The sequence below is a fragment of the Pseudomonas sp. Sample_23 genome, assembly GCF_004307595.1.
Classification (GTDB): Bacteria; Pseudomonadota; Gammaproteobacteria; order Pseudomonadales; family Pseudomonadaceae; genus Aquipseudomonas; species Aquipseudomonas atacamensis.
The window spans coordinates 75,390-95,284 of sequence record NZ_RCNX01000102.1; the positions used below are offsets into that span (position 1 = coordinate 75,390).

Below are 19,895 nucleotides of genomic sequence, written 5' to 3' on the forward strand. Positions count from 1 at the left end.
CCTGAGCAGTGTTGACGCAGATGGCCAGCAGAAAACAGATTTTGTGGGACGACGGCGAGCGGGTGCTGTCCCGTGAGCGCGGTTCGAATGATGGCAGCCTACTGGCGGTGCGTCCGGCGATGGGCCAGCCATTGCCGAGCACCCTGGAGCGTCTGGCGCATGAATACAGCCTCAGGGACGACCTCAATCCTGCCTGGGCGCTGCAGCCGACAGCTTTCGAGCGTACGGGCACCCGAGTTCGTCTGCTGTTCGACGATCCGGGCGGCGAGCCGTTGTCGCGGTTGCTGGTCGCCCCGCTGGATATCGAAACCTGTCTGGAATTGGCCACGAACATCGCCAAGGCACTGGGCCATATGCATCAGCGTGGTCTGGTGCACAAAGACCTGAAACCGCAGCATGTTTTTGTCCATTGTCATGATGGGCAGGCGCGGCTGACCGGCTTCGGCCTGGCCACGCGCTTGCCACGGGAGCGGCAAGCGCCCACGCCACCGGAATCTATCGCCGGGACGCTGGCCTACATGGCGCCGGAACAAACCGGGCGGATGAATCGTTCGATTGATTCGCGTAGTGATCTGTATGCCTTTGGCGTGACGCTTTACCAGATGCTCACCGGCTCGCTGCCGTTCAGTGCAAATGACCCGACGGAGTGGGTGCATTGCCATATCGCGCGGCTGCCAATGCCCGTGTGTGAACGGGTGGCGACGGTGCCGCCGATGTTCTCGCGACTGGTCATGAAACTGCTGGCGAAAACGGCCGAGGAACGCTATCAGAGCGCAGCCGGTGTCGAGCATGACTTGCGCCGTTGCCTCGATGACTGGCGCCGTATGCGGCAGATCGAGACGTTCACGTTGAACGAGCAGGGCGCCTGCGAGCGCTTGCTGATTCCGGAAAAACTCTACGGCCGCGAACACGAAGTGCAAACGTTGATCGATGCCTTCGCCAATGTGGTGCAGACAGGCGCGCCGACACTGGTGCTGGTATCCGGCTATTCCGGCATCGGCAAATCGTCGGTGGTCAGTGAACTGCACAAGGTGCTGGTGCCGTCGCGTGGCTTGTTCGCCGCCGGCAAGTTCGACCAGTACCAGCGCGACGTGCCTTATTCGACCCTGGTTCAGGCCTTTCAGGGGCTGGTGCGGACGCTATTGGGCAAGCGCACCGACGTACTGGCGGGCTGGCGCGAAGCACTGTTGCGGGCACTGGAAGCGAATGCGCGGTTGATCACCGATCTGATCCCCGAACTCAAGCTGATCATCGGCGAGCCGCCGCCCGTGCCTGAGTTGGAGCCGCAACAGGCGCAGCAGCGGTTCCTTCAGGTCTTGCAGCGTTTTATCGGCGTGTTCGCTCAGGCCGAGCATCCGTTGGCGCTGTTCCTTGACGACCTGCAATGGCTCGACGCGGCCACCCTTGATCTGCTCGAAGATATGCTCAGTCGCGCAGAGACCCCTCATCTGCTGCTGGTCGGTGCTTATCGCGACAACGAGGTAGATGGCGATCACCCACTCAGCCGCACACTCAAGACCCTGCATCACGCCGACGTACACATTGACGAAATTCGTCTGGCGCCACTGGCTGGCGCGCACATCGAACAACTGATCAGCGAGTCACTGCGCTGCCCGCCGGCGAGCATTGTCGCGCTGGCGCGGCTGGTACTGGACAAGACCGCTGGCAATCCGTTCTTCGTCATCCAGTTTCTGCACGCCCTGGCCGAGGAGAAGCTGCTGACATACGAGCCTGCGCGCCAGCGCTGGCGGTGGGATGTGCACCTGATCAACGGCAAGGACTACACCGACAATGTCGTCGATTTGATGGTCGGCAAACTGGCGCGGCTGCCCCAGGAAACCCGCCAGGCGCTGCAACAACTGGCCTGCCTGGGCAACGTCGCGCGTCTCGACACGCTGGCCACAGTCCTTGATGTGCCGGTGCCTCACGCTCACTCCGCATTGTGGCCGGCGGTGCGGCTGGAGTTGGTCGAGCGTCAGGACGGTGCCTACAGGTTTGTGCATGATCGCATCCATGAGGCGGCGTATTCGCTGATCACTGAAACCGAACGGGCGCAAATGCACCTGCGCATCGGCCGGCTGCTGGCACTGCAAACCCAGGGGGAGCGGCGCGAGGAGGCGATCTTCGAGATTGTCGGCCAGCTCAATCGCGGTGCGCATCTGATCAGCCTGCGTGCCGAGCGCGAGCAGCTGGCCGAGTTCAACCTGCTCGCCGGCCAGCGAGCGAAGGCCTCGACCGCTTATACCTCAGCACTGACCTATCTGGGCGCCGGCGCAGAACTGTTGGGCGAGCAGGGTTATGACAGTCGGCATGAACTGGGTTTCGCTCTGGAGCTGAACCGTGCCGAGTGCGAATTTCTCACCGGCCAACTGCAGCTTGCCGACTCGCGCCTGGCGACATTGGCCGAGCGCGCCGTGACCACCGTCGAGCGCGCGGCGGTGGCGTGCATGCAGATGGATGTCTACTTGCTGCTCGATCGCAGTGACCGGGCGGTGACGGTGTGTCTGGCCTTTCTGCGTCAGGTCGGCATCGATTGGCCAGCGCGTCCGGACGATATTCAGGTGCGCGACGAATATCAGCAGGTCTGGACCAGGCTGCGCGGGCGCAGTATCGAGCAGATGATCGACTTGCCGCTGATGGAGGATCCTGCCGCGCGGGCCACCCTCGATGCGCTGGGCAAACTCTTCGCGCCGGCGGTGCAGTCGGATCTGAACCTCGCCAGCCTGACCATTTGCAAAGCGATCAGCCTGAGCCTGCAATATGGCAACTGCGACGCCTCCTGCCTGCTCTATGCCAACTTCGGGCGAGTGTCGGGGCCGCGTTTTGGCGACTATGCCGCTGGTTATCGATTTGGCCGTCTGGGCTGCGATCTGGTTGATCGGCGCGGGCTCACGCGTTATGAAGCGAGCACTTGGTTGTGCTTCTCGATCTTCGTGGTGCGCTGGATGCGGCCAGTGCGCGAGTGCCGCGAACTGTTGCGCCGTGCGCTCAACGCGGCCCATCGCAGCGGCGATCTGCCGTATGCAGCGTTCGCTGGAAACAGCCTGATTTCCGATCTGTTGTTTATCGGCGAGCCGCTGGCCGAGGTGCAGGCGCAAGCGGAATCAGGGCTGGTCTATGCACAAAAGGTCGGTTTCGGTCTGGTGGCGGATTTCATGCGCTGCCAGTTGACGCTGATCCGCATGCTGCGCGGGCAGACGCCGACGTTCGGCTGTTTCGACGATGAGGGGTTCGATGAAACAGCTGTCGAAGCGCATCTGGCCGGTTCGGCGGATCTGGCGCTGGCGCGCGGCAAGTACTGGGTACGCAAGTTGCAGGCGCGCTATCTGGCCGGGGATTACGCGGCGGCCGCTGAGTGCGCGGTCAAGGCGCAGGGACTTTTGTGGGTGGTTTCGGCGTTTTTCGAGGAGGCCGAATACCATTTCTACGCGGCTTTGACCTTGGCGGCCCACGGCGAAACTGACGCCGGTGCTTTGCAGCGTCTGGGTCAACATCATGAACAGTTGCAGACGTGGGCGCGCTTGTGTGCAGAGACCTTCGCCAGTCAGGTGGCGCTGGTCGGCGCGGAAATGGCGCGCGTCACCGGGCAGTTGCTCGAAGCCGAATTGCAGTACGAGCAAGCCATTCAATTGGCTCAGGACAATGGTTTGCTCCATATCCAAGCGCTGGCCAACGAACTGGCCGCACGGTTCTACAGCGCTCGCGGTCTGGCCAGGATATCCCGCGTCTACCTGCGCGACGCACGTTATGCCTATCTGCGTTGGGGGGCTGCTGGCAAGGTGCGGGAGCTGGAGCGACGTCATCGTTTTCTGCGTGCCGAAGAGGCGCAACCGAATCCGGTCACCACGCTCATTACGCCAGTTGAACATCTCGACCTGGCAACGGTGCTCAAGGTCTCTCAAGCAGTCTCCGGCGAGATCGTCCTGGACCGTTTGATCGAAACGGTGATGCGCACCGCGATCGAACAGGCCGGGGCCGAGCATGGCCTGCTTATTTTGTTGAACGCCGACGTTCCCTATGTCGCTGCGCGAACCCGTATCGGCGACGGTGCCACGCAGTTGTGCAACGCGCCGCTGCACACGGTGGCGCTGGCAGAGTCGGTGCTCTACCAGACGCTGCGCACCGGCGAAAACCTGTGCCTGGACGACGCGGTTGCCGATCCGCTGTTCGCCGCTGATCCATACGTTCAGCAACGAGGCGCGCGCTCGATCCTTTGCCTGGCATTGATGAATCAGGCGCGGGTCGCCGGGGCGCTGTATCTGGAAAACAACCTGTCCGCCGGGGTGTTCAGCCCGACGCGTCTCGCCGTGTTGCGCCTGGTGGCGTCGCAGGCAGCAATCTCGCTGGACAACGCGCGTCTGTACCGCGACCTCGCCGAGCGAGAAGCGAAGATCCGTCGGCTGGTCGACGCCAACATCATCGGCATCATCGTCTGGGGCGTGGAAGGGGAAATCATCGAGGCCAACGACGCGTTCCTGCGCATGGTCGGTTACACCCGTGATGAGTTGCTTTCGGGCAATGTCCATTGGCGTGACATGACCCCGCCGGCGATGCGCGCTAACAGCGATATCGCACTGGCAACGGCGATCCACACCGGCCGGGCCCAGCCATTCGAAAAGGAGTACATCCGCAAGGACGGCAGTCGGCTGCCGGTGATTGTCGGTCTGGCCGCCTTCGAAGCGAGTCAGCAACAGGGCCTTGCCTTTGTGCTGGATATCAGCGAACGCAAGCTGGCTGAAGAGCAAGTGCGCGACGGCGAGCGTCGTTATCGTCAGGTGCAAACGGAACTGGCCCACGCCAATCGTGTGGCAACCATGGGTCAGTTGGCCGCATCGATTGCCCACGAAGTCAATCAGCCGATCGCCGCCACGGTGACCCATGCCAATGCCGCGTTGCGCTGGCTCGGTGCAAAGCCACCAAATATCAACGAAGTCGAGCAGGGCCTGCGGCATATCATTCTCGACGGCAACCGCGCCGCCGACGTACTCGGGCGCATTCGCGCGCTGATTCACAAAACGCCACCGCAGCGTCAGCCTGTCAGCCTCAATTTGCTGATTGAAGAAATGGTCGGTTTCAGCCGTGGCGAAGCGCTCAAGCACGGCGCCGAAGTCAGCGTTGAGCTGGCGGCAGATTTGCCTTTCGTAGTGGCGGACCGGGTCGAACTGCAACAGGTGCTGCTTAACCTGATCATCAACAGCCTCGAAGCCATGACGATCATGGCAGAGGGGCAGCGACGTCTGCTGATTCACAGTGAGGCGCTGGGTGATAACGTGCACATCAGTGTCAGCGATTCGGGGCCGGGCTTTGCCTGCGAGCGGGCGGAGCAAGTGTTCACGGCGTTCTACACGACCAAATCCACCGGGCTGGGCATGGGCCTGTCGATTTGCCGCACGATCATTGAAGGACACGGCGGCAAATTGTGGGCCGAGCGCAATGAGCCGAGCGGGGCGCGGGTGGTGTTTGGCTTGCCGCGTTGTGAATGAACATGATCAACAGCCAGGCTGCCCGGGCATTGAGCCCGGGTGTTTCTGTCGGTGAGTTCAGGCCACCGGAATAGGATTTTCCAGCAGCGACAGGTTGAACTGCTCGATCAACCCATGCTCGTTCGCGCCCTGGTTGGCTCGCAGCGGCAAGACTCGGTCAACCAGCACTTCGGTAGTGGCGGTTTCCAGCTTGATCAGGGTTTCCTCGATAAACTCGCCCAGCGGCATGGCGCGCTCGTCGCCGCTCTTGTGAATCAGGTCGGTATCAACCCAAGGCGGCGCGATTTCCAGGACCTTGACGCTGGTGTCGCGCAGCATGAAACGCTGCGACAGCGAGTAGGAATGGATCGCCGCTTTGGTCGCCGAATATAGCGCCGTGGTCGCCAGCGGCAGGTAGGCCAGTACCGAGCTGTTGTTGATGATGTAGGCCTCGGGCTGACGCTTGAGGTGTTCGACGAACGCCGCGCTGACGCGCACCGGACCGAGCAGGTTGGTCTGCAACAGACCGACAGCCTGCGCATCGTCGTAGTCGCCTGAACCCGCGTTGTCGAAGGGCATGATTCCGGCGTTGTTGATGATTACGTTCAACGACGGATGGCGGCGGATGACTTCGGCGGCGACGTCCTTGATCTGCTGCGCATCGTTGATGTCCAGCTGCACGGTGTCGATGCCCGGATTCGCTTGGGCAATCTCTGCCAGGAGGGTCTGGCGACGACCAGCGATGATGACCTTGTTGCCGCGCTGATGCAGGGCCTCGGCCAGTGCGCGGCCGATGCCGGAAGTGCCGCCGGTGATGAAGATCGTGTTGGCTTCAAGTTTCATGAGCTGCGTCCCGCGAGTGGATTGATTGGTATGCAAGCCATGATGGAGAAAACCTGCTCCGACCTGAATGACGTATGTGGTAGTGTTTCAGGACATTCAACAACGGAGCGCGACCATGCATCGAGTCGGCTATCTGCTCACGGAAGGTTTTCAGGTCATGGCGCTGGCGACCCAGTCGGTGTTCGAGTTCGCCAACATCGTCACGGGCAAAGCCGTGTACAAGGTGCAGAACTTTTCCCAGGCCGGCGGCATCGTCAGCTCCTCGCTGGGCTTGCACGTCGATACGTTGCCACTGACGCAGGCGGGGCTGGCCGACAGTTGGCTGGTGGCTGGCACGCTGACTCCGCTGACGCCGCCCGATGCTGACGTGCTGCAAAGCGTGCGCGGGCTCGCCGACGGCGCACGCCGCGTGGCCGGCATCTGCACCGGCTCGTTCGTACTGGCGCAGGCCGGAGTGCTGGATAACCGCCGCGTGACCACGCACTGGGCGTTCGCCCCGGCGCTGCGCAGGATGCATCCGTCGGTGAATGTCGAGGACGACCGCATCTTCATCATCGACGGCCCGGTGTGGACATCGGCGGGCATGACCGCTGGTGTCGACATGGCGCTGGGTATGGTCGAGAAGGATCTGGGCAGCGAAATCGCCCGCTCGGTCGCCCATCGACTGGTGATGCATCAGCGTAGGTCCGGAGGCCAGTCGCAGCATTCGGAACTGCTCTCGCTGTCGCCCAAATCCGACCGCATTCAGAGTGCGCTGGATTACGCGCGCAAGCACCTCAATCGCCCGCTGAGCGTCGAAGAACTGGCCGAAGTGGTGCACCTGAGTCCGCGGCAATTCACCCGCGTGTTCACCGCCGAAACCGGCCAGTCTCCAGCCAAGGCGATAGAGAGCCTGCGCCTGGAAGCGGCGCGGTTGCTGATCGAGCAAAGCAGTCACAGTCTGGATGTGGTCGCCAGGGAAACCGGGTTTCGTGACCGCCGGCACATGCGCGAGGTGTTCATGCGCGGCTTTGGCGTGCCGCCGCAGGCGGTACGGCGGGATTCGCGGCGGATGGTGTGAGGCTCGTGTTGGTTAATCAACGTCCCAATACCAAGGAGCGAGCCTGCTCGAGATGACGTCAGCTCATTCACCACTACATAAACAGAAAACCCTCAGCCCGTTTAAACAGTAACTCCAGCCTTAAGCAAACGGCTACAACGCCTTGCGCCATTCCCTACGACTACGCCAGAATCCGCCGGCTTGTGCGTCTGCCGTTCCCTCCGTAACTTGATTCCTGTCACTGCTCATCAGTGATCGGGTCTGCAAGCCCGTCGGAAATCAGTCGCATAGCCCTGCCAAGGACACTCGTTCGTGTCCGCTCAATGGCGGCTTTGTGCGGGAGACCTTCGGGTCTGCCGGGTTCCTGATTTCCCGGTCTTGCAGACCCGCACACAGCTGCCACCCATCATCTGCAAGTGATGTTGGCAGCTCCAGACGAATAATCAGGAGTTCCACCATGTTCAAAGTCACACCCAATCCCCCAACCACCGACCCCGCATCGCCCTACGAATCCTGCGGCTCGAAAAAGCTCCACGAAGCCGCCGAACGCGCCCTCGATCACTACCTCGGCCCGGCAGACATCCTGGTCAGCACCAACACCCCGGAACAGATGTTCCTCGCCAACCCGAAATACGACACCGAGTCCCTGCTGGCCAATGCCAGCGAATCCCTCGGCTCGGCCACCACCATGCTCTACGACTTCGCCGCGCTGCTCGACAACCCGCGCCGCAAAACCCTGCTAGGCATCGCTCAGGTCGTCATGCTTGGCGAGATCGCGGTAAATCAGGCTTTGGATAAAGTCGAAATAGCCAAATGACCCGCAATGCGACGAGCGCAAAACCTCGTCGCAATCCCCGGGCGCGCCATGGCTGGCACACGGCCACGGCTTGCACCACCCGGGCTCGACTGTCACCCTTCGGGCCGTTCTTCAAGGATCAGAACAAGGAATCAAGGATTGAGTGGTTACGTTCCAAACCCGCCGAAAAACTACCGCTACGAACAAGCCAAACCCGTCGACCTACACGCCCAGCATTGGGCCGAGTATGAGAAACACGGTAAAGAGCCCGCGCGCGAGCCTGAGAAGATAGGCATTGCGTTGAGGATCGGGGTTTTCTTTGATGGCACAGGCAACAATGCGAACAACTCTGCTGCGGGGTTGTTGTGCGGTGCTCAGCATCCGATTGCGCCTGAGGATATACCAGCTAGCTGTATGCCTTACATGAGTGACCCGGATAGTAGTTATGGCGCCGGGCCTACGAATATCAGGAAATTGTTTTCTCTGTATAAAAAGACCCAGAAAGCCGAAGGCGATGGCTTTCTTAAGTACGTCTCAAGCCCAATATATGTCGAAGGTATAGGCACTGAAAGCAATCAGATGGATAGTGCTGTAGGTGCTGGAACGGGGCGAGGTGAGACTGGTGTTACGAGTCGCGTACAAGCGTCCTTCACGCAGATAAAACAAGCTATCGAAGAGGCACTGCAAGAGAACCCCGACAGTGAAATTGCGTCCCTGACGTTCGATACATTTGGCTTCAGTCGTGGGGCTGCTGCTGCACGGCACTTCGCAAATGAAGTGGTGCGGGGTAAGCAAGGAGCTTTAGGAGATCTCCTAAACCGGAACGCCGCAGATTTCAGTCGCACCTTTGATAATAAATACGGAAACGGCATCAAAATGGGTTTCATCGGGCTCTTTGACACGGTGCCCTCAATTGCCGGCTTCACCAATCTTGGCCGGGTGAAAAGTCCTATAGCTCCCGGTGTGAGGCTTTACCTGGACCGTCAATACTTCACGGATGTCGTACATCTCGTAGCGCGTGATGAGTGTCGCGCTAATTTTGCGCTCAGCCGAGTGAAGCCCGCGCACCCTGAGTACACTCTTCCCGGGGTTCATTCGGATGTTGGCGGCAGCTATCTTGATCAAGTAGAGGAACGCGTGCTTGTCAGTCCGATGCAAACTCTCGATGTACCTCGGTACGTAGACGTTTCAACGACGTCGATTTATCACGACGCCGCGCGCGTAAAAAGCGAGTGGCTTGCTAAAGGATGGCCTGCGCATCTGCTGGATATTGTCACCCCGGCTTCCTTCGAAATTCCGCAGGAGCATCAAGACAGGCTTTCACCGGGGCAGAAGCGCGTATATGCCGCTCTACAATTGACACGTCCGGTGAGTGGTAAACTTTCGAGAGTTTATTTAAGAGTCATGTATCAGCTGGCAAAAGAAAAGGGTGTTCAATTCATTGATATACCGGAAGATGACGAATATTCCGTGCCGGCAGAGCTGCAACCTCTTTGTGACCGATTTCTCACCGGAAACTACAGAACAACTGCTGAAGAAGAGGCTTTGCTCAAGCTGAAGTACATTCATACCTCTGCAAACTGGAATCATCCCCTTGGAAGAAGAGACGGGAGCGGTATTGATGCTGTTTACATCAACGCCCCGACGGAAGACGCGATCCGTGTACAACATCCTCACGTAGCTGATTGGAAGCTCTGGTAATGAAGTCTGTAATCGCTCTGCTTGTCGCCTTATTGTTAATGGGCTGCCAGAAAGGAGGTTTCGAGAGTGGAGAAAATGACCCCAAGTCTCCTTGGTGGCAAATAGGGTTCGTTGAGCCGAATTACATGAGGATCTGGGTTGAGGACAGCTCGGTGCTGGATATCAATAACAGAATGTTTTTCAGAGTCGGTGGAAAATCCGCTCCCGGAGGCGAACCAGAAGATGGGACGGAGTCTGCCCGTGGTTGGGGAACAGTCGGTGGTTCTGGAGTTATGGTTACTGGTGCTGACCTTCCTCGAATGATTTTTGTCCGTTGGCAGTCGATATCGGAGCAGAAAACCTATAAAGGCTTCATAGAGATTCCAGAGGAAGCGAGGCAACTGATGGTGCAGTCCACACATCAGCGGTGCCCGAAGACTCCCGAAAGAACCGCACGTTACTCCGCAACGCTGCTTGTGGGGCTCGCCCCGGGGGGAGTGCTTCAAGCGTGGGTCAGGGACTCCTGCCACCGCCCGATAAAAGTCTCCCATGCTCAAGGCGAACTCGAACCTCTCGGCCCGGAGCAGGGCAAGCATGGCGGGCGCTATGCCTATCCCGTGAGTGAGAAGGCTAAGCGTTACATTGATAAGTTCGGCATCCCGTACGGTAGTTGGTAAATGACGTTGATGGAGCGCCATCTACTTTTCAGGCGCCAGACCGTTTCAATTTCGCTGAGTCGAATTAGCGGGGCGGCGTCTTGAGAATAGAAAAGGCCGACCGTTTCGATGATGTCGACTACGACGCAGACTATGAGTATCGAGGGTTCAATTACCTGATTCTGGATGGTGTCGATCAGTTTCTCGTCAGAACTTACGATGACCAACCCGGTAGCGCGACGGTTGTACGCCCTGCCATGACCACAAGCACCAGACTCAGAACGCTGGCGGAATTCTTACGAACGGAGCTGGAGGTAACTGCGATTTATCTCTACAGGGGTGAAATAGGAAGCTATGCCCAGGTAGACCTCGAGAGCCTGCAATTCTGCTGATCCGGTATCGAGCCGGGGGCGATAAGCAGGACTCGCCAACCAAGAGTCCCGCCACCACATCCCCTCAAACCTCAGCCTTCACCCCAACCTTCACCGGCGCTTTGCGATACGTCAGCAAAACAATCCCGCTCACTACAATTACTCCACCTACGATCTGCCCTCTGCTGAGCATTTGATCCAGCACAATCCAGCCCATCAGCAATGTCGCCAGTGGTTCGATATTCATCACCGGGGCGTTGCGTGGCATGTCCAGTCGGGGCACGGAAATGAACAACACAATGAAGCCGGTCCCATAGAGCACGACAAGCGTGGCAAGGGCCAGCCAGCCGGTTGAAGTGGCGGGGAGGTTGAGTCCGCCGGGGAGGGCGCCGGTCAAGCCGGCCAGGTTGACGCTGCTGAAGACGATGAAGATGGTCAGCAGGCTGCGCACCGAGCCGCGCACTTGCGACAGTTTGTGGTCGGTGATCCACAGCGCGCAGGCGAAGACGCTGGCGGCGCAGAAGGCGAGTGCGACGCCCAGTAGCCATTCCGGGCCGACGCTCGCGCTGTCTGATAGACGTCCGGGAACGTCCAGCACGAACACCAGCCCGACGAGAATCAAGCCCATCAACATCGCGGTGCGCGCGCTTGGTCGTGGGCCGCCCAGCGCCCAGGTCAGCAGGGCGAGCAGGATCGGAAATACGTTGGCCACCAGCAGCGCCAGAGCGACCGGCACCCGTGCTACGGCGGAATACAGACACAGACTCTGCGCAGTGATCAACAGCCCCAACAGTAATTGCCAACGCCACGCGCCCGCCGGCAGACGCAGGCTTTGCCGCTGCCACAGGACGAGAATGGCCAGCACCAGCAAGGTCCCGCCGGAGCGCATCAGAATCGCCAGCAACACGCCCGCGCCATCATCAAAAGCGACCCGTGCCGCGACGTGGTTGCCGGCGAACGCACAGCCCATGCACAACAGAATGATCACGGCGAGATAACGAGGGAAGGGTGGCGGTACGGTTGGCGCAAACTCAGGACGGGACATGGCAGATCTCAAAAATGATAGCCACTCGGGGTGGCTCAGGTTTTTATTATGTTGTCGTACAACTTCCCGATTTGTACCGTAATCGAGCAGACGCGGCAAGCTAGAAAGGCTTGAAAGAACGCGTAGGCGTGATGCTGGTTGAGTTTCAGAGGTCGTATAACTTGCTTTTAAGCCCGAGCATCGAGGAGAGCGGCCCAACCATCCTCCCGAGCTTGGCCGACCAGAAAATCAACAAACGCCCGGGTTTTGGCCGGCAACAGTTTCTGGCTGGAAAAGTACAAATAGATCTGCCCCGCATCGACATGCCAACCCGGCAAAACCCTTTCCAGCGTGCCGTCCTGCAGATAAGGCAGCACATCCGGAACCGCCAACAGCGCAACCCCCAATCCCAAGCGCACGCACTGACACAGCGCTTGCGGATCGTTGACCAACAGGCGCGGCGCCAACTCCAGCGGTGCTCGTTGCCCGTCGGGGCCTTGCAGCATCCAGCTGCGCACCTTGCCGGTCTGCACCGAGCGCATGGCCAGATGATCCAGCGCCGCCAGCTCTTCGATGTGTCGGATGCGCTTGTGTGCCGAGAGGTATTCCTTCGATGCCACCAGAATCAGATGCGCCGGGGCGATGGCCCTGGCCACCACACCTTGCGCCAGCTCGATGCCGCCACCGATGGCCGCATCAAACCCGTCCGCGATGAGATCGACCTGGCGATTGTCGACGTGCCATTCAGGGGTCACGGCGGGGTATTGCTTGAGAAACTCGGGCATCAGCGGCAACAGAAAATCCCTGGCGAAACCGGGTGCTGCGCTCAGACGCAAAAGCCCTGAAGGCTCTCCGGCATTGCCGGCCACATCGGCAATCGCCGCTTGAACACTTTCCAGTCCCGAACCGACGTTGGCCAGAAAGCGTTCTCCCGCTTCGGTCAGCGTGAGTTTGCGCGTGCTGCGCTGAAACAAGCGTACGCCGAGGTTGGCCTCCAGTTGCGCGACATTGCGACTGACCGCCGCGGGAGTCAGGCCCAGGCGCCGCGCCGCCGCAGAGAAGCTTCCCGCCTCGGCGCTGCGCACGAATGAGAGCAAATTGCCTAAGGTTTCCATCTGCGCACCTTCAACGAATAATTGAAAGTGATTCTAGTGGGCTTCCACTACTGGTGGAAGATAAAAAGGCGTTTCATAGCCTCATCAACTCCAACCACCCAGAGGCTCGACCATGAACACTTCCACGCTTCCACTGACCGGCAAAATCGCCATCGTGACCGGTGGCTCACGCAGCATCGGCGCAGCAATCGCCAAGCGACTCGCGGCAGATGGCGCCACCGTCGCTATCACCTACAACGCATCGCCAGATCGCGCCGAAGCGGTGGTGCAGGAAATCGTTGCGGCGGGCGGCCAGGCTGTGGCGCTGGCGGCCGATGCGGGCAATCCCGAGGCTGTACGTGCAGCGATTGCCGAGGTTGCACAGCGTTTTGGCAAGATCGACATTCTGGTGAACAACGCTGGTATCAGCCTGCTCGGTGCCCCGGAGGACATCGCCTTTGAGGACTTTCAACGCATCCTTGCGGTGAACGTGACCGGCGTCTTCGTCGCCACTCAGCAAGCGCTCAAACACATGGGGCAGGGCGGTCGCATCATTCACATCGGCAGCTCGATGGTGCAATACGCTGCGTTCGCTACGGCCTCCGTCTACACCCTGAGCAAAGGTGCGCTGACCGGTTTCAGTCGTGGACTGGTGCGGGATCTGGGGCCGCGCGGCATCACTGTGAACACCGTCCATCCCGGCCCGACCGACAGCGACATGAACCCGGCCGACGGACCTATTGCGGACTTCCTACGCCCGAACATCGCCATGGGGCGGTACGGCGAGGGCAAGGATGTCGCCAGTGCGGTGGCGTACCTGGCCAGTGCGGACGCCGGGTTTGTCACCGGTGCAGAATTAATCGTCGACGGCGGCTTCACAGCGTAAGGAGAGCATCATGACTATCAGCATCATTGGTACAGGCTCCATCGGCACCGCCATCGCTCGGTTGCTCGTCAACGCAGGCCTGCCGGTCAGTCTGGCCAACAGCCGTGGGCCGCAGAGCCTTGCCGGTTTGGTCGACGAATTGGGTCCACTCGCACAAGCGGTGACGGCTCAGCAAGCCAGTCAGGCGGACATTGTTTTTCTGGCGGTGAACTGGTCGAAGATCCCCGACGCGGTACGCGATCTCGGGCCTTGGGATGGACGTATCGTGATCGACGCCAACAACCCGATCGAGGCACCACTGTTCAAGCCGTTCGATCTGGGCGGCCAGCCGTCTTCGCAAGTGGTGGCGCAGATGCTGCCCGGTGCGCACGTGGTCAAGGCCTTCAACCATTTGCTCGCGGCTCTGCTGAGCGATCCCTCCGCCGAGGGCGGCAAGCGGGTGCTGTTTTATTCCGGTGAAGATGCCACGAGCAAAACCAAGGTTGCAGAGCTGATTACTCAACTGGGTTTTTACGGCATCGATCTGGGCGGTGTGCAGCAAGGAATGCTTGCGCAGTTCCCGGGCGGACCGCTGCCAGCCTTGAACCTGGTCAAACATGGCTAACCGCTGAGCCCGGGCAACCGGGCTTCACACACCATTCTAGGTATCACAATGTCTTCGCGACACACTGAAACGTAGCAGGCGATTCGCTGCAGTAACACAAGCCCGCTCAGGCGTGTCACGCACAAGCGCATATACTCGCTGAGGCGCTTTCGCTGCGAACTCCCAAAGAGACCTGTCAGGGCAGACGATGATCGACAGAACGGACCCCCCAAATGAATCGGCCAGCGACGAGGCGCTGGGTGCCACGCAGCCCGTAACTGCGCTGAATTTGCGTTGGCTGATTCTCTCCCTGGTACTGCTGTCGGTTCTGGCGACGTTGGGCAACAGCCTTGTCACGGCCTACCGCGTGCAGCGCGATGCCTTGGTTGATCATGCGCTGCAATCGAACAGTGCTTATGCAGCTAAGGTCGCCTCGAGCCTCGCTGAATTCATTCATTCAGCACAGAACCATCTGCGGTACAGCGCCAGTGAATTGGGCAAGGCCTGGGGTGACCCCAGCGTCATGCGCGCCGAAGCGCTGCGCCTGCAAAAACAGGATGCCGATTTCAACTCGATTGCCATAATCGATAGCACTGCCAAGGTGCTGGAGGCGTATCCGGATACTCTGCAAATCAACGGTTCAACGCTGCGTTCGGATGCCATTCTCAAAGCCATCGATGCGAAGCGGCCCTTCATCAGCTCCGCGTATACGTCTGCCGCCGGCAATCTCGTCGTATTCATCTCCGAACCCGTTTACGACTCTGCTGAGCGTTACGTGGGCATCATCGGCGGCTCGGTTTATCTGCGCGAAGACAACGCGCTGCACACCCTGATCAGCCGCCATTTTCACCACGAAGGCACCTTTGCTTTTGTAGCGGATCAGGATCGCCAACTGCTTTTTCACCCTGAGGCGGCGCGCATTGGCGACACCCTGGGCTGGAGCAAAACCGTCGATGCGGCGTTGCGTGGCGAGAGCGGCTCGATGAGCGTGCGTAATTACAAAGGCGTACCCATGCTCGCCGGGTACGCTCAGGTGCCGGGCGCTGGCTGGGCGGTGGTCGCGCAGCAGCCGCGCGAGGTCAGCCTGGCGCCGCTGAACACCTTGATGCGCGATGTGCTGCTGGGAATGCTGCCTGCCGCCCTGATCGGCTTCGTACTGATCTGGTTCGGCACCTTGCTGATCTGTCGCCCGCTCAACCAGCTGTCGCGTATTGCCCGGCAGTTGTCAGCGCCGCAGGCCAGCGAGCAACTTCGCCACGTCAAGGCTTGGTATCACGAGGCATTTTCCATCCGCCAGGCGATGCTTGCCGGCGTGCAGTTGTTGCAAGCGAAGCTGGGCCACCTTAACCAGCAGGTGCTGACTGACCCCATGACCGGACTGGCCAATCGCAGAGCCATGGATCAGGAGTTGCGCCGCCTTGAGCGCAGCGGGCAGACATATTCGGTGTTATCGCTGGACATCGACAATTTCAAAAAGGTTAACGACACCTTTGGCCACGACAAGGGCGATCTGGCGATCAAACAGGTCGCGCATACACTGCAAACCTATTCCCGCGTCGGCGACCTGGCGTGCCGAGCCGGGGGAGAGGAGTTCTTGCTGATTTTGCCGCAAACCGATGTCGAGTCAGCCAGTGCCATCGCTGAGCGGATTCGTCAGGCCATTGCGACCAGTGATATTCCGACCGTGGGGCGCATTACCGCTTCGATCGGAGTGGCAACGTGTGAACACTTGCCGACTACTGCAGAAATCGTCCTCAAGAAAGCCGATGAGTGCCTCTACCGCGCCAAACAGGGTGGACGCAATCGAGTGGAATCGTACCTGTCGATGGCCTCGAGCGATTCCGAATGAGGCTACAAATTGATGCATGTCACGGGGCTTTCAACTAATCGGCAGAGTTGTTGATTCTGCCTCGATTCCACGCTAAAAGCAGCGGTAGGTGCCGCGCAAACGGCGCGTCCAGCAGTCGCGAAGACGCGTCACGGGCCAAATCATTCGGGCGGTGAAATGAAGCGTTCCAAGATCATGCGGCGGGGAATATTGCTGACGGCCCTTGCGGTGATCGTCCCGTTGGGCATGACCCTCGCGGCTGGCTGGATGCTGTCGATCTACGCGGCTCATGACCGCCTGCAAACGCTCGCCGCGATTGCCAACGATCGCGCCAGTCAGACATTTGCGCAGGCCTCCCAGGCGCTGAAAAGCATTGCTGTCACTGACCTCGAACCCTGCTCGCCACAGGGCATCGAGCAGATGCGCATGATTGCCATCAATACGTTTTCGGTCGAGACGGTCGGCTACGAAGAAGATGTATTTGCCTGCACGTCATGGGGCGCCACGCCGCCGCGGTCGAAGCAATGGGCGGAGGATTTCGTCACCGACGACGGGGTGAAGGTGTCCATCGATGCGCAGGATGACAACGAGCTGATCAAACCGATGCTGGCTTTGCAGTTTGCTGCGTTCAACGTGCTGGTCGACCCGGAACAATTTCGCGAAGTCGTACTGGATGAAGGCGTCAGGCTGGCCGTCGGCACACGTCAGGGCCGCTTGCTCGGCCCGGCGCACCCGAACATGGCGAGTTTCCTTGCCTTGGTGCATGAGGGGCCTACGCATGGCCTCAAGGACGGCTTTCTCTACACACTGGTGGCCCAGGGCAACTTCACCGTAATTGCCGCAATCCCGCGACAGGAACTGCTGCGCAGCCTCGGGCAACACGTGCTTTATCTGCTGCCGATCGGTCTTGTCATCAGCGTAGGCCTGGTCATTGCGAGCCTGCGCTGGTGGCGTCGCAAGCTGTCCCCGCTGGCGGCACTGGAGCGCGCGGTGCAGCGACAGGAGTTCGTGGTTCATTATCAGCCGATCATCGAAATTGAGACCCGGCGCTGCATCGGCGCCGAAGCCTTGATCCGCTGGCGCAAACCCAACGGCACGCTGGTCTACCCAGACGTGTTCATCCCGCTGGCCGAATCCAGTGGCTTGATCGAAGCGATCACTGACCAAGTGGTTCACCGCGTATTCGCAGACCTTGGCGGCATGCTCGCCAGTGACCGTTCGTTGCACGTGGCCTTGAACCTGGCCGCTGCCGATGTGAGCTCCGGACGACTGATACCGACTTTATTGAATGAAAGCCGTCGCCTCGACGTGCAGCCCGCGCAGATATGGCTTGAGGTGACAGAGCGCAGCCTCGTCGATCTGGCGTCAGCGAAAATAACACTGGAGCGCGCGCGAAGCGCCGGGTTTGTTGTCGCGCTGGATGACTTCGGCACCGGCTATTCGAGTCTGCAATACCTGCAGCAATTACCGCTGGACGTGCTCAAGATCGACCGATCCTTTGTTGAGCAGATCAGCGAAGCAGAGGAGCAGACCTTACTGGTCACTCACGTCATTCAGATGGGCCACGCGTTGCGCCTGACACTTGTCGCTGAGGGCGTCGAGACCCCGGCACAGCTAAACTTCCTGGGCGCCAACCAGGTGCGCTATGCACAGGGATGGCTGTTTGCGAAAGCCATGGAGTGCGCACAGTTCCAACAGCTCTATCTGGACGGTCGGCCTTGCACCGACGCGCGCATTCTTCAGGACCCGATTGTTTCCTGAAAGAAACGAGTCGAAAAAACCACATTGACATATCGAAAAATCTCGATATCCTCGGCGCATGGAACTGATCGAAATCTTCAAAGCCCTCTCGAACCCGACGCGCCTCAAGATCCTTGAAGGCCTGAAGGATCCCGTCAAGAATTTCCCCCCGCAGGATGAGGGTGACGTTCTCGTCGAGGGTGTCTGCGTCAGCAGCATCCAGGAAGGTATCGGCCTGTCGCAGTCGACGGTGTCGAGTTATCTGGCCACGTTGCAGCGGGTGGGGCTGGTGGAAGTGCGACGCATCGGTCAATGGACCTACTACAAACGCAATGAGGCTGCTATCAGCGCGCTTGCAGAGATCATAGGGAAAGAGCTGTAAATTTTTTTACTCTAAGATATCGAGAATTCTCGATATCCCTCTTTATCGATACGAGGTTTTGCCATGAAAGCGATGATTTTGAAATCCTTCGGCGGTCCTGATTCGTTCGAACTCAGCGACGTTCCAAAACCGGTTCCGCAAGCGGGCCAAGTGCTGGTCCGAGTGCACGCTACTTCCATCAATCCGCTGGATTATCAGGTTCGGCGCGGTGACTATCCCGATCTGGTGCCGCTGCCGGCCATTACCGGTCACGACGTGTCGGGCGTGGTTGAAGCCATCGGGCCGGGCGTCAGCGCTTTCGCGCCGGGCGACGAAGTCTGGTACACCCCGCAGATATTCGACGGGCAGGGCAGCTATGCCGAGTACCACGTGGCTGCTGAAAGCATCATCGCCAGAAAGCCTGCATCGCTGAGCCACCTTGAGGCGGCTAGTCTGAGTCTGGTCGGCGGTACGGTTTGGGAAGCGCTGACCGTGCGCGCCGTGCTCCGCGTTGGCGAAAGCATTCTGATCCACGGCGGCGCGGGCGGGGTCGGCCATGTGGCGATTCAGGTGGCTAAAGCCATGGGCGCCAGGGTCTTTACGACCGTGCGTGAGGCCAACGCCGATTTCGTCCGCAGCCTGGGTGCCGACGTGGTGATCGATTACACCCAAGAGGATTACGTCGAAGCGATCATGCGCGAAACCGCCGGGCATGGCGTTGATGTGGTGTTCGACACCATCGGCGGCGATACCCTGTCTCGCAGTGCCGACGCGCTCGCCCAGCTTGGCCGCGTCGTCTCGATCGTCGATATCGCGCAGCCACAAAACCTCGTTCAGGCCTGGGGCAAGAACGCCAGCTACCACTTCGTTTTCACCCGGCAGAATCGCGGCAAGCTCGATGAATTGAGCGCGTTGGTCGAGCGCGGCCAGTTGCGGCCCCACGTTGGCGCGGTCTATTCCCTTGCCGACATCCCGCTCGCCCATGCCCGACTGGAGAGCGCCAACAACGGTCTGCTGGGAAAAATCGCCATCGCCGTCGAGTCTTCACTCATCGTCTGAATCCGCTCACTGATTTTGGAGAAACATCATGGTTTACGAGATCGCTGTGCTGCCCGTTCACCCGCATCAGACTGAAGCCTTCCGACGCGCATTTGCCGAAGTCGAACCGTTGCTCACCCGCGCCAAGGGATATGGCGGCCACTTGCTGGCGCAAGGTATTGAAACCCCCGAGCAATTCAATTTGATCGTGCGCTGGCAATCGCTTGAGGATCACTCGCCGGGGTTTGAAGAAAGCGAAGACCACCAGCGGTTCATGCTGGGGCTGGAGGATTATTTTTCGGCAGAACCGAGGGTCTATCACATTGAGGGTGGTGCTTTTCCGGGGGGCGACTTGAGCGTTGCGGGCAGCAGCTCAAGCACAGGGAGTTGAGTGTTCTGATAGCTTTCGTCACAAGCGGCTGCTGCCGATTTTCCTCCCGCGTTGAACCACTGCAATGATGGTAGGCTGCACGAGGTCAGCCGTACCTTCTGTA

At 59.7% G+C, this 19,895-nt stretch carries 15 protein-coding genes; 12 read left to right on the forward strand and 3 right to left on the reverse strand.

Annotated features, from left to right (window positions below; genetic code table 11):
* Window positions 1-20: 20 nt before the first annotated feature.
* The gene (locus D8U82_RS26845) at window positions 21-5,483 is read left to right on the forward strand and encodes an ATP-binding sensor histidine kinase (RefSeq protein ID WP_130903293.1); all 5,463 of its coding nucleotides are present in this window, start codon (window positions 21-23) and stop codon (window positions 5,481-5,483) included.
* Window positions 5,484-5,540: 57 nt separating this feature from the next.
* On the opposite strand, the gene D8U82_RS26850 is transcribed toward D8U82_RS26845, so the two are convergent.
* Window positions 5,541-6,305, reverse strand: coding sequence for an SDR family NAD(P)-dependent oxidoreductase (locus D8U82_RS26850; protein ID WP_073475193.1), 765 nt, complete (start codon window positions 6,303-6,305; stop codon window positions 5,541-5,543).
* Between the two features lie 115 nt (window positions 6,306-6,420).
* Here D8U82_RS26850 and D8U82_RS26855 point away from each other — a divergent pair, with 115 nt between their 5' ends.
* The 4 genes from D8U82_RS26855 to D8U82_RS26870 all read left to right on the forward strand — a co-directional run bounded on the left by D8U82_RS26855 (window position 6,421) and on the right by D8U82_RS26870 (window position 10,497).
* A complete protein-coding gene (locus D8U82_RS26855) occupies window positions 6,421-7,365 on the forward strand; it encodes a GlxA family transcriptional regulator (RefSeq protein WP_122699069.1) in 945 nt (314 codons plus the stop codon).
* 436 nt (window positions 7,366-7,801) lie between these two features.
* Window positions 7,802-8,161: a DUF6124 family protein gene (locus tag D8U82_RS26860; RefSeq protein ID WP_125926075.1), complete on the forward strand. Its 360-nt coding sequence runs from the start codon at window positions 7,802-7,804 to the stop codon at window positions 8,159-8,161.
* A 138-nt stretch (window positions 8,162-8,299) separates the two neighbouring features.
* A complete protein-coding gene (locus D8U82_RS26865) occupies window positions 8,300-9,841 on the forward strand; it encodes a DUF2235 domain-containing protein (protein ID WP_130903294.1) in 1,542 nt (513 codons plus the stop codon).
* Window positions 9,841-10,497 carry a DUF2931 family protein gene (locus D8U82_RS26870; protein WP_130903295.1) on the forward strand — a complete coding sequence of 219 codons (657 nt, stop codon included), beginning with the start codon at window positions 9,841-9,843 and terminating at the stop codon, window positions 10,495-10,497. The genes D8U82_RS26865 and D8U82_RS26870 overlap by 1 nt, the downstream gene beginning before the upstream one ends.
* Before the next feature lie 435 nt (window positions 10,498-10,932).
* On the opposite strand, the gene D8U82_RS26880 is transcribed toward D8U82_RS26870, so the two are convergent.
* Both D8U82_RS26880 and D8U82_RS26885 read right to left on the reverse strand, forming a co-directional pair.
* On the reverse strand, window positions 10,933-11,892 hold the full coding sequence (locus D8U82_RS26880) for a DMT family transporter (RefSeq protein WP_024012554.1): 960 nt from the start codon (window positions 11,890-11,892) through the stop codon (window positions 10,933-10,935).
* Window positions 11,893-12,059: 167 nt separating this feature from the next.
* Window positions 12,060-12,986 (reverse strand): LysR family transcriptional regulator, encoded by a 927-nt coding sequence (locus D8U82_RS26885; RefSeq protein ID WP_130903296.1) that lies wholly within the window; start codon window positions 12,984-12,986, stop codon window positions 12,060-12,062.
* Window positions 12,987-13,098: 112 nt separating this feature from the next.
* Here D8U82_RS26885 and D8U82_RS26890 point away from each other — a divergent pair, with 112 nt between their 5' ends.
* The 7 genes from D8U82_RS26890 (at window position 13,099) to D8U82_RS26920 (ending at window position 19,792) form a co-directional block, all read left to right on the forward strand.
* Window positions 13,099-13,851: a 3-oxoacyl-ACP reductase family protein gene (locus D8U82_RS26890; RefSeq protein WP_071171903.1), complete on the forward strand. Its 753-nt coding sequence runs from the start codon at window positions 13,099-13,101 to the stop codon at window positions 13,849-13,851.
* A 7-nt stretch (window positions 13,852-13,858) separates the two neighbouring features.
* The gene (locus D8U82_RS26895; protein WP_206663340.1) at window positions 13,859-14,455 is read left to right on the forward strand and encodes an NADPH-dependent F420 reductase; all 597 of its coding nucleotides are present in this window, start codon (window positions 13,859-13,861) and stop codon (window positions 14,453-14,455) included.
* A gap of 187 nt (window positions 14,456-14,642) precedes the next feature.
* Window positions 14,643-16,283 (forward strand): sensor domain-containing diguanylate cyclase, encoded by a 1,641-nt coding sequence (locus D8U82_RS26900; protein WP_130903297.1) that lies wholly within the window; start codon window positions 14,643-14,645, stop codon window positions 16,281-16,283.
* A 156-nt stretch (window positions 16,284-16,439) separates the two neighbouring features.
* On the forward strand, window positions 16,440-18,023 hold the full coding sequence (locus tag D8U82_RS26905) for an EAL domain-containing protein (RefSeq protein WP_130903298.1): 1,584 nt from the start codon (window positions 16,440-16,442) through the stop codon (window positions 18,021-18,023).
* Between the two features lie 58 nt (window positions 18,024-18,081).
* Complete coding sequence (locus D8U82_RS26910) at window positions 18,082-18,384, forward strand: metalloregulator ArsR/SmtB family transcription factor (protein WP_024012559.1); 303 nt, start codon at window positions 18,082-18,084, stop codon at window positions 18,382-18,384.
* Between the two features lie 63 nt (window positions 18,385-18,447).
* On the forward strand, window positions 18,448-19,422 hold the full coding sequence (locus tag D8U82_RS26915) for a zinc-dependent alcohol dehydrogenase family protein (protein ID WP_130889206.1): 975 nt from the start codon (window positions 18,448-18,450) through the stop codon (window positions 19,420-19,422).
* 28 nt (window positions 19,423-19,450) lie between these two features.
* Complete coding sequence (locus tag D8U82_RS26920; RefSeq protein ID WP_016774292.1) at window positions 19,451-19,792, forward strand: antibiotic biosynthesis monooxygenase; 342 nt, start codon at window positions 19,451-19,453, stop codon at window positions 19,790-19,792.
* Window positions 19,793-19,895: the final 103 nt, after the last annotated feature.

Bases quoted from the DNA above. Each gene is read 5' to 3' on its own strand.
- D8U82_RS26845 (WP_130903293.1), top strand. From the start codon at position 21: ATGGCCAGCAGAAAACAGATTTTGTGGGACGACGGCGAGCGGGTGCTG.
- D8U82_RS26850 (WP_073475193.1), bottom strand. From the start codon at position 6,305: ATGAAACTTGAAGCCAACACGATCTTCATCACCGGCGGCACTTCCGGC.
- D8U82_RS26855 (WP_122699069.1), top strand. From the start codon at position 6,421: ATGCATCGAGTCGGCTATCTGCTCACGGAAGGTTTTCAGGTCATGGCG.
- D8U82_RS26860 (WP_125926075.1), top strand. From the start codon at position 7,802: ATGTTCAAAGTCACACCCAATCCCCCAACCACCGACCCCGCATCGCCC.
- D8U82_RS26870 (WP_130903295.1), top strand. From the start codon at position 9,841: ATGAAGTCTGTAATCGCTCTGCTTGTCGCCTTATTGTTAATGGGCTGC.
- D8U82_RS26880 (WP_024012554.1), bottom strand. From the start codon at position 11,892: ATGTCCCGTCCTGAGTTTGCGCCAACCGTACCGCCACCCTTCCCTCGT.
- D8U82_RS26885 (WP_130903296.1), bottom strand. From the start codon at position 12,986: ATGGAAACCTTAGGCAATTTGCTCTCATTCGTGCGCAGCGCCGAGGCG.
- D8U82_RS26890 (WP_071171903.1), top strand. From the start codon at position 13,099: ATGAACACTTCCACGCTTCCACTGACCGGCAAAATCGCCATCGTGACC.
- D8U82_RS26900 (WP_130903297.1), top strand. From the start codon at position 14,643: ATGATCGACAGAACGGACCCCCCAAATGAATCGGCCAGCGACGAGGCG.
- D8U82_RS26905 (WP_130903298.1), top strand. From the start codon at position 16,440: ATGAAGCGTTCCAAGATCATGCGGCGGGGAATATTGCTGACGGCCCTT.
- D8U82_RS26910 (WP_024012559.1), top strand. From the start codon at position 18,082: ATGGAACTGATCGAAATCTTCAAAGCCCTCTCGAACCCGACGCGCCTC.
- D8U82_RS26915 (WP_130889206.1), top strand. From the start codon at position 18,448: ATGAAAGCGATGATTTTGAAATCCTTCGGCGGTCCTGATTCGTTCGAA.
- D8U82_RS26920 (WP_016774292.1), top strand. From the start codon at position 19,451: ATGGTTTACGAGATCGCTGTGCTGCCCGTTCACCCGCATCAGACTGAA.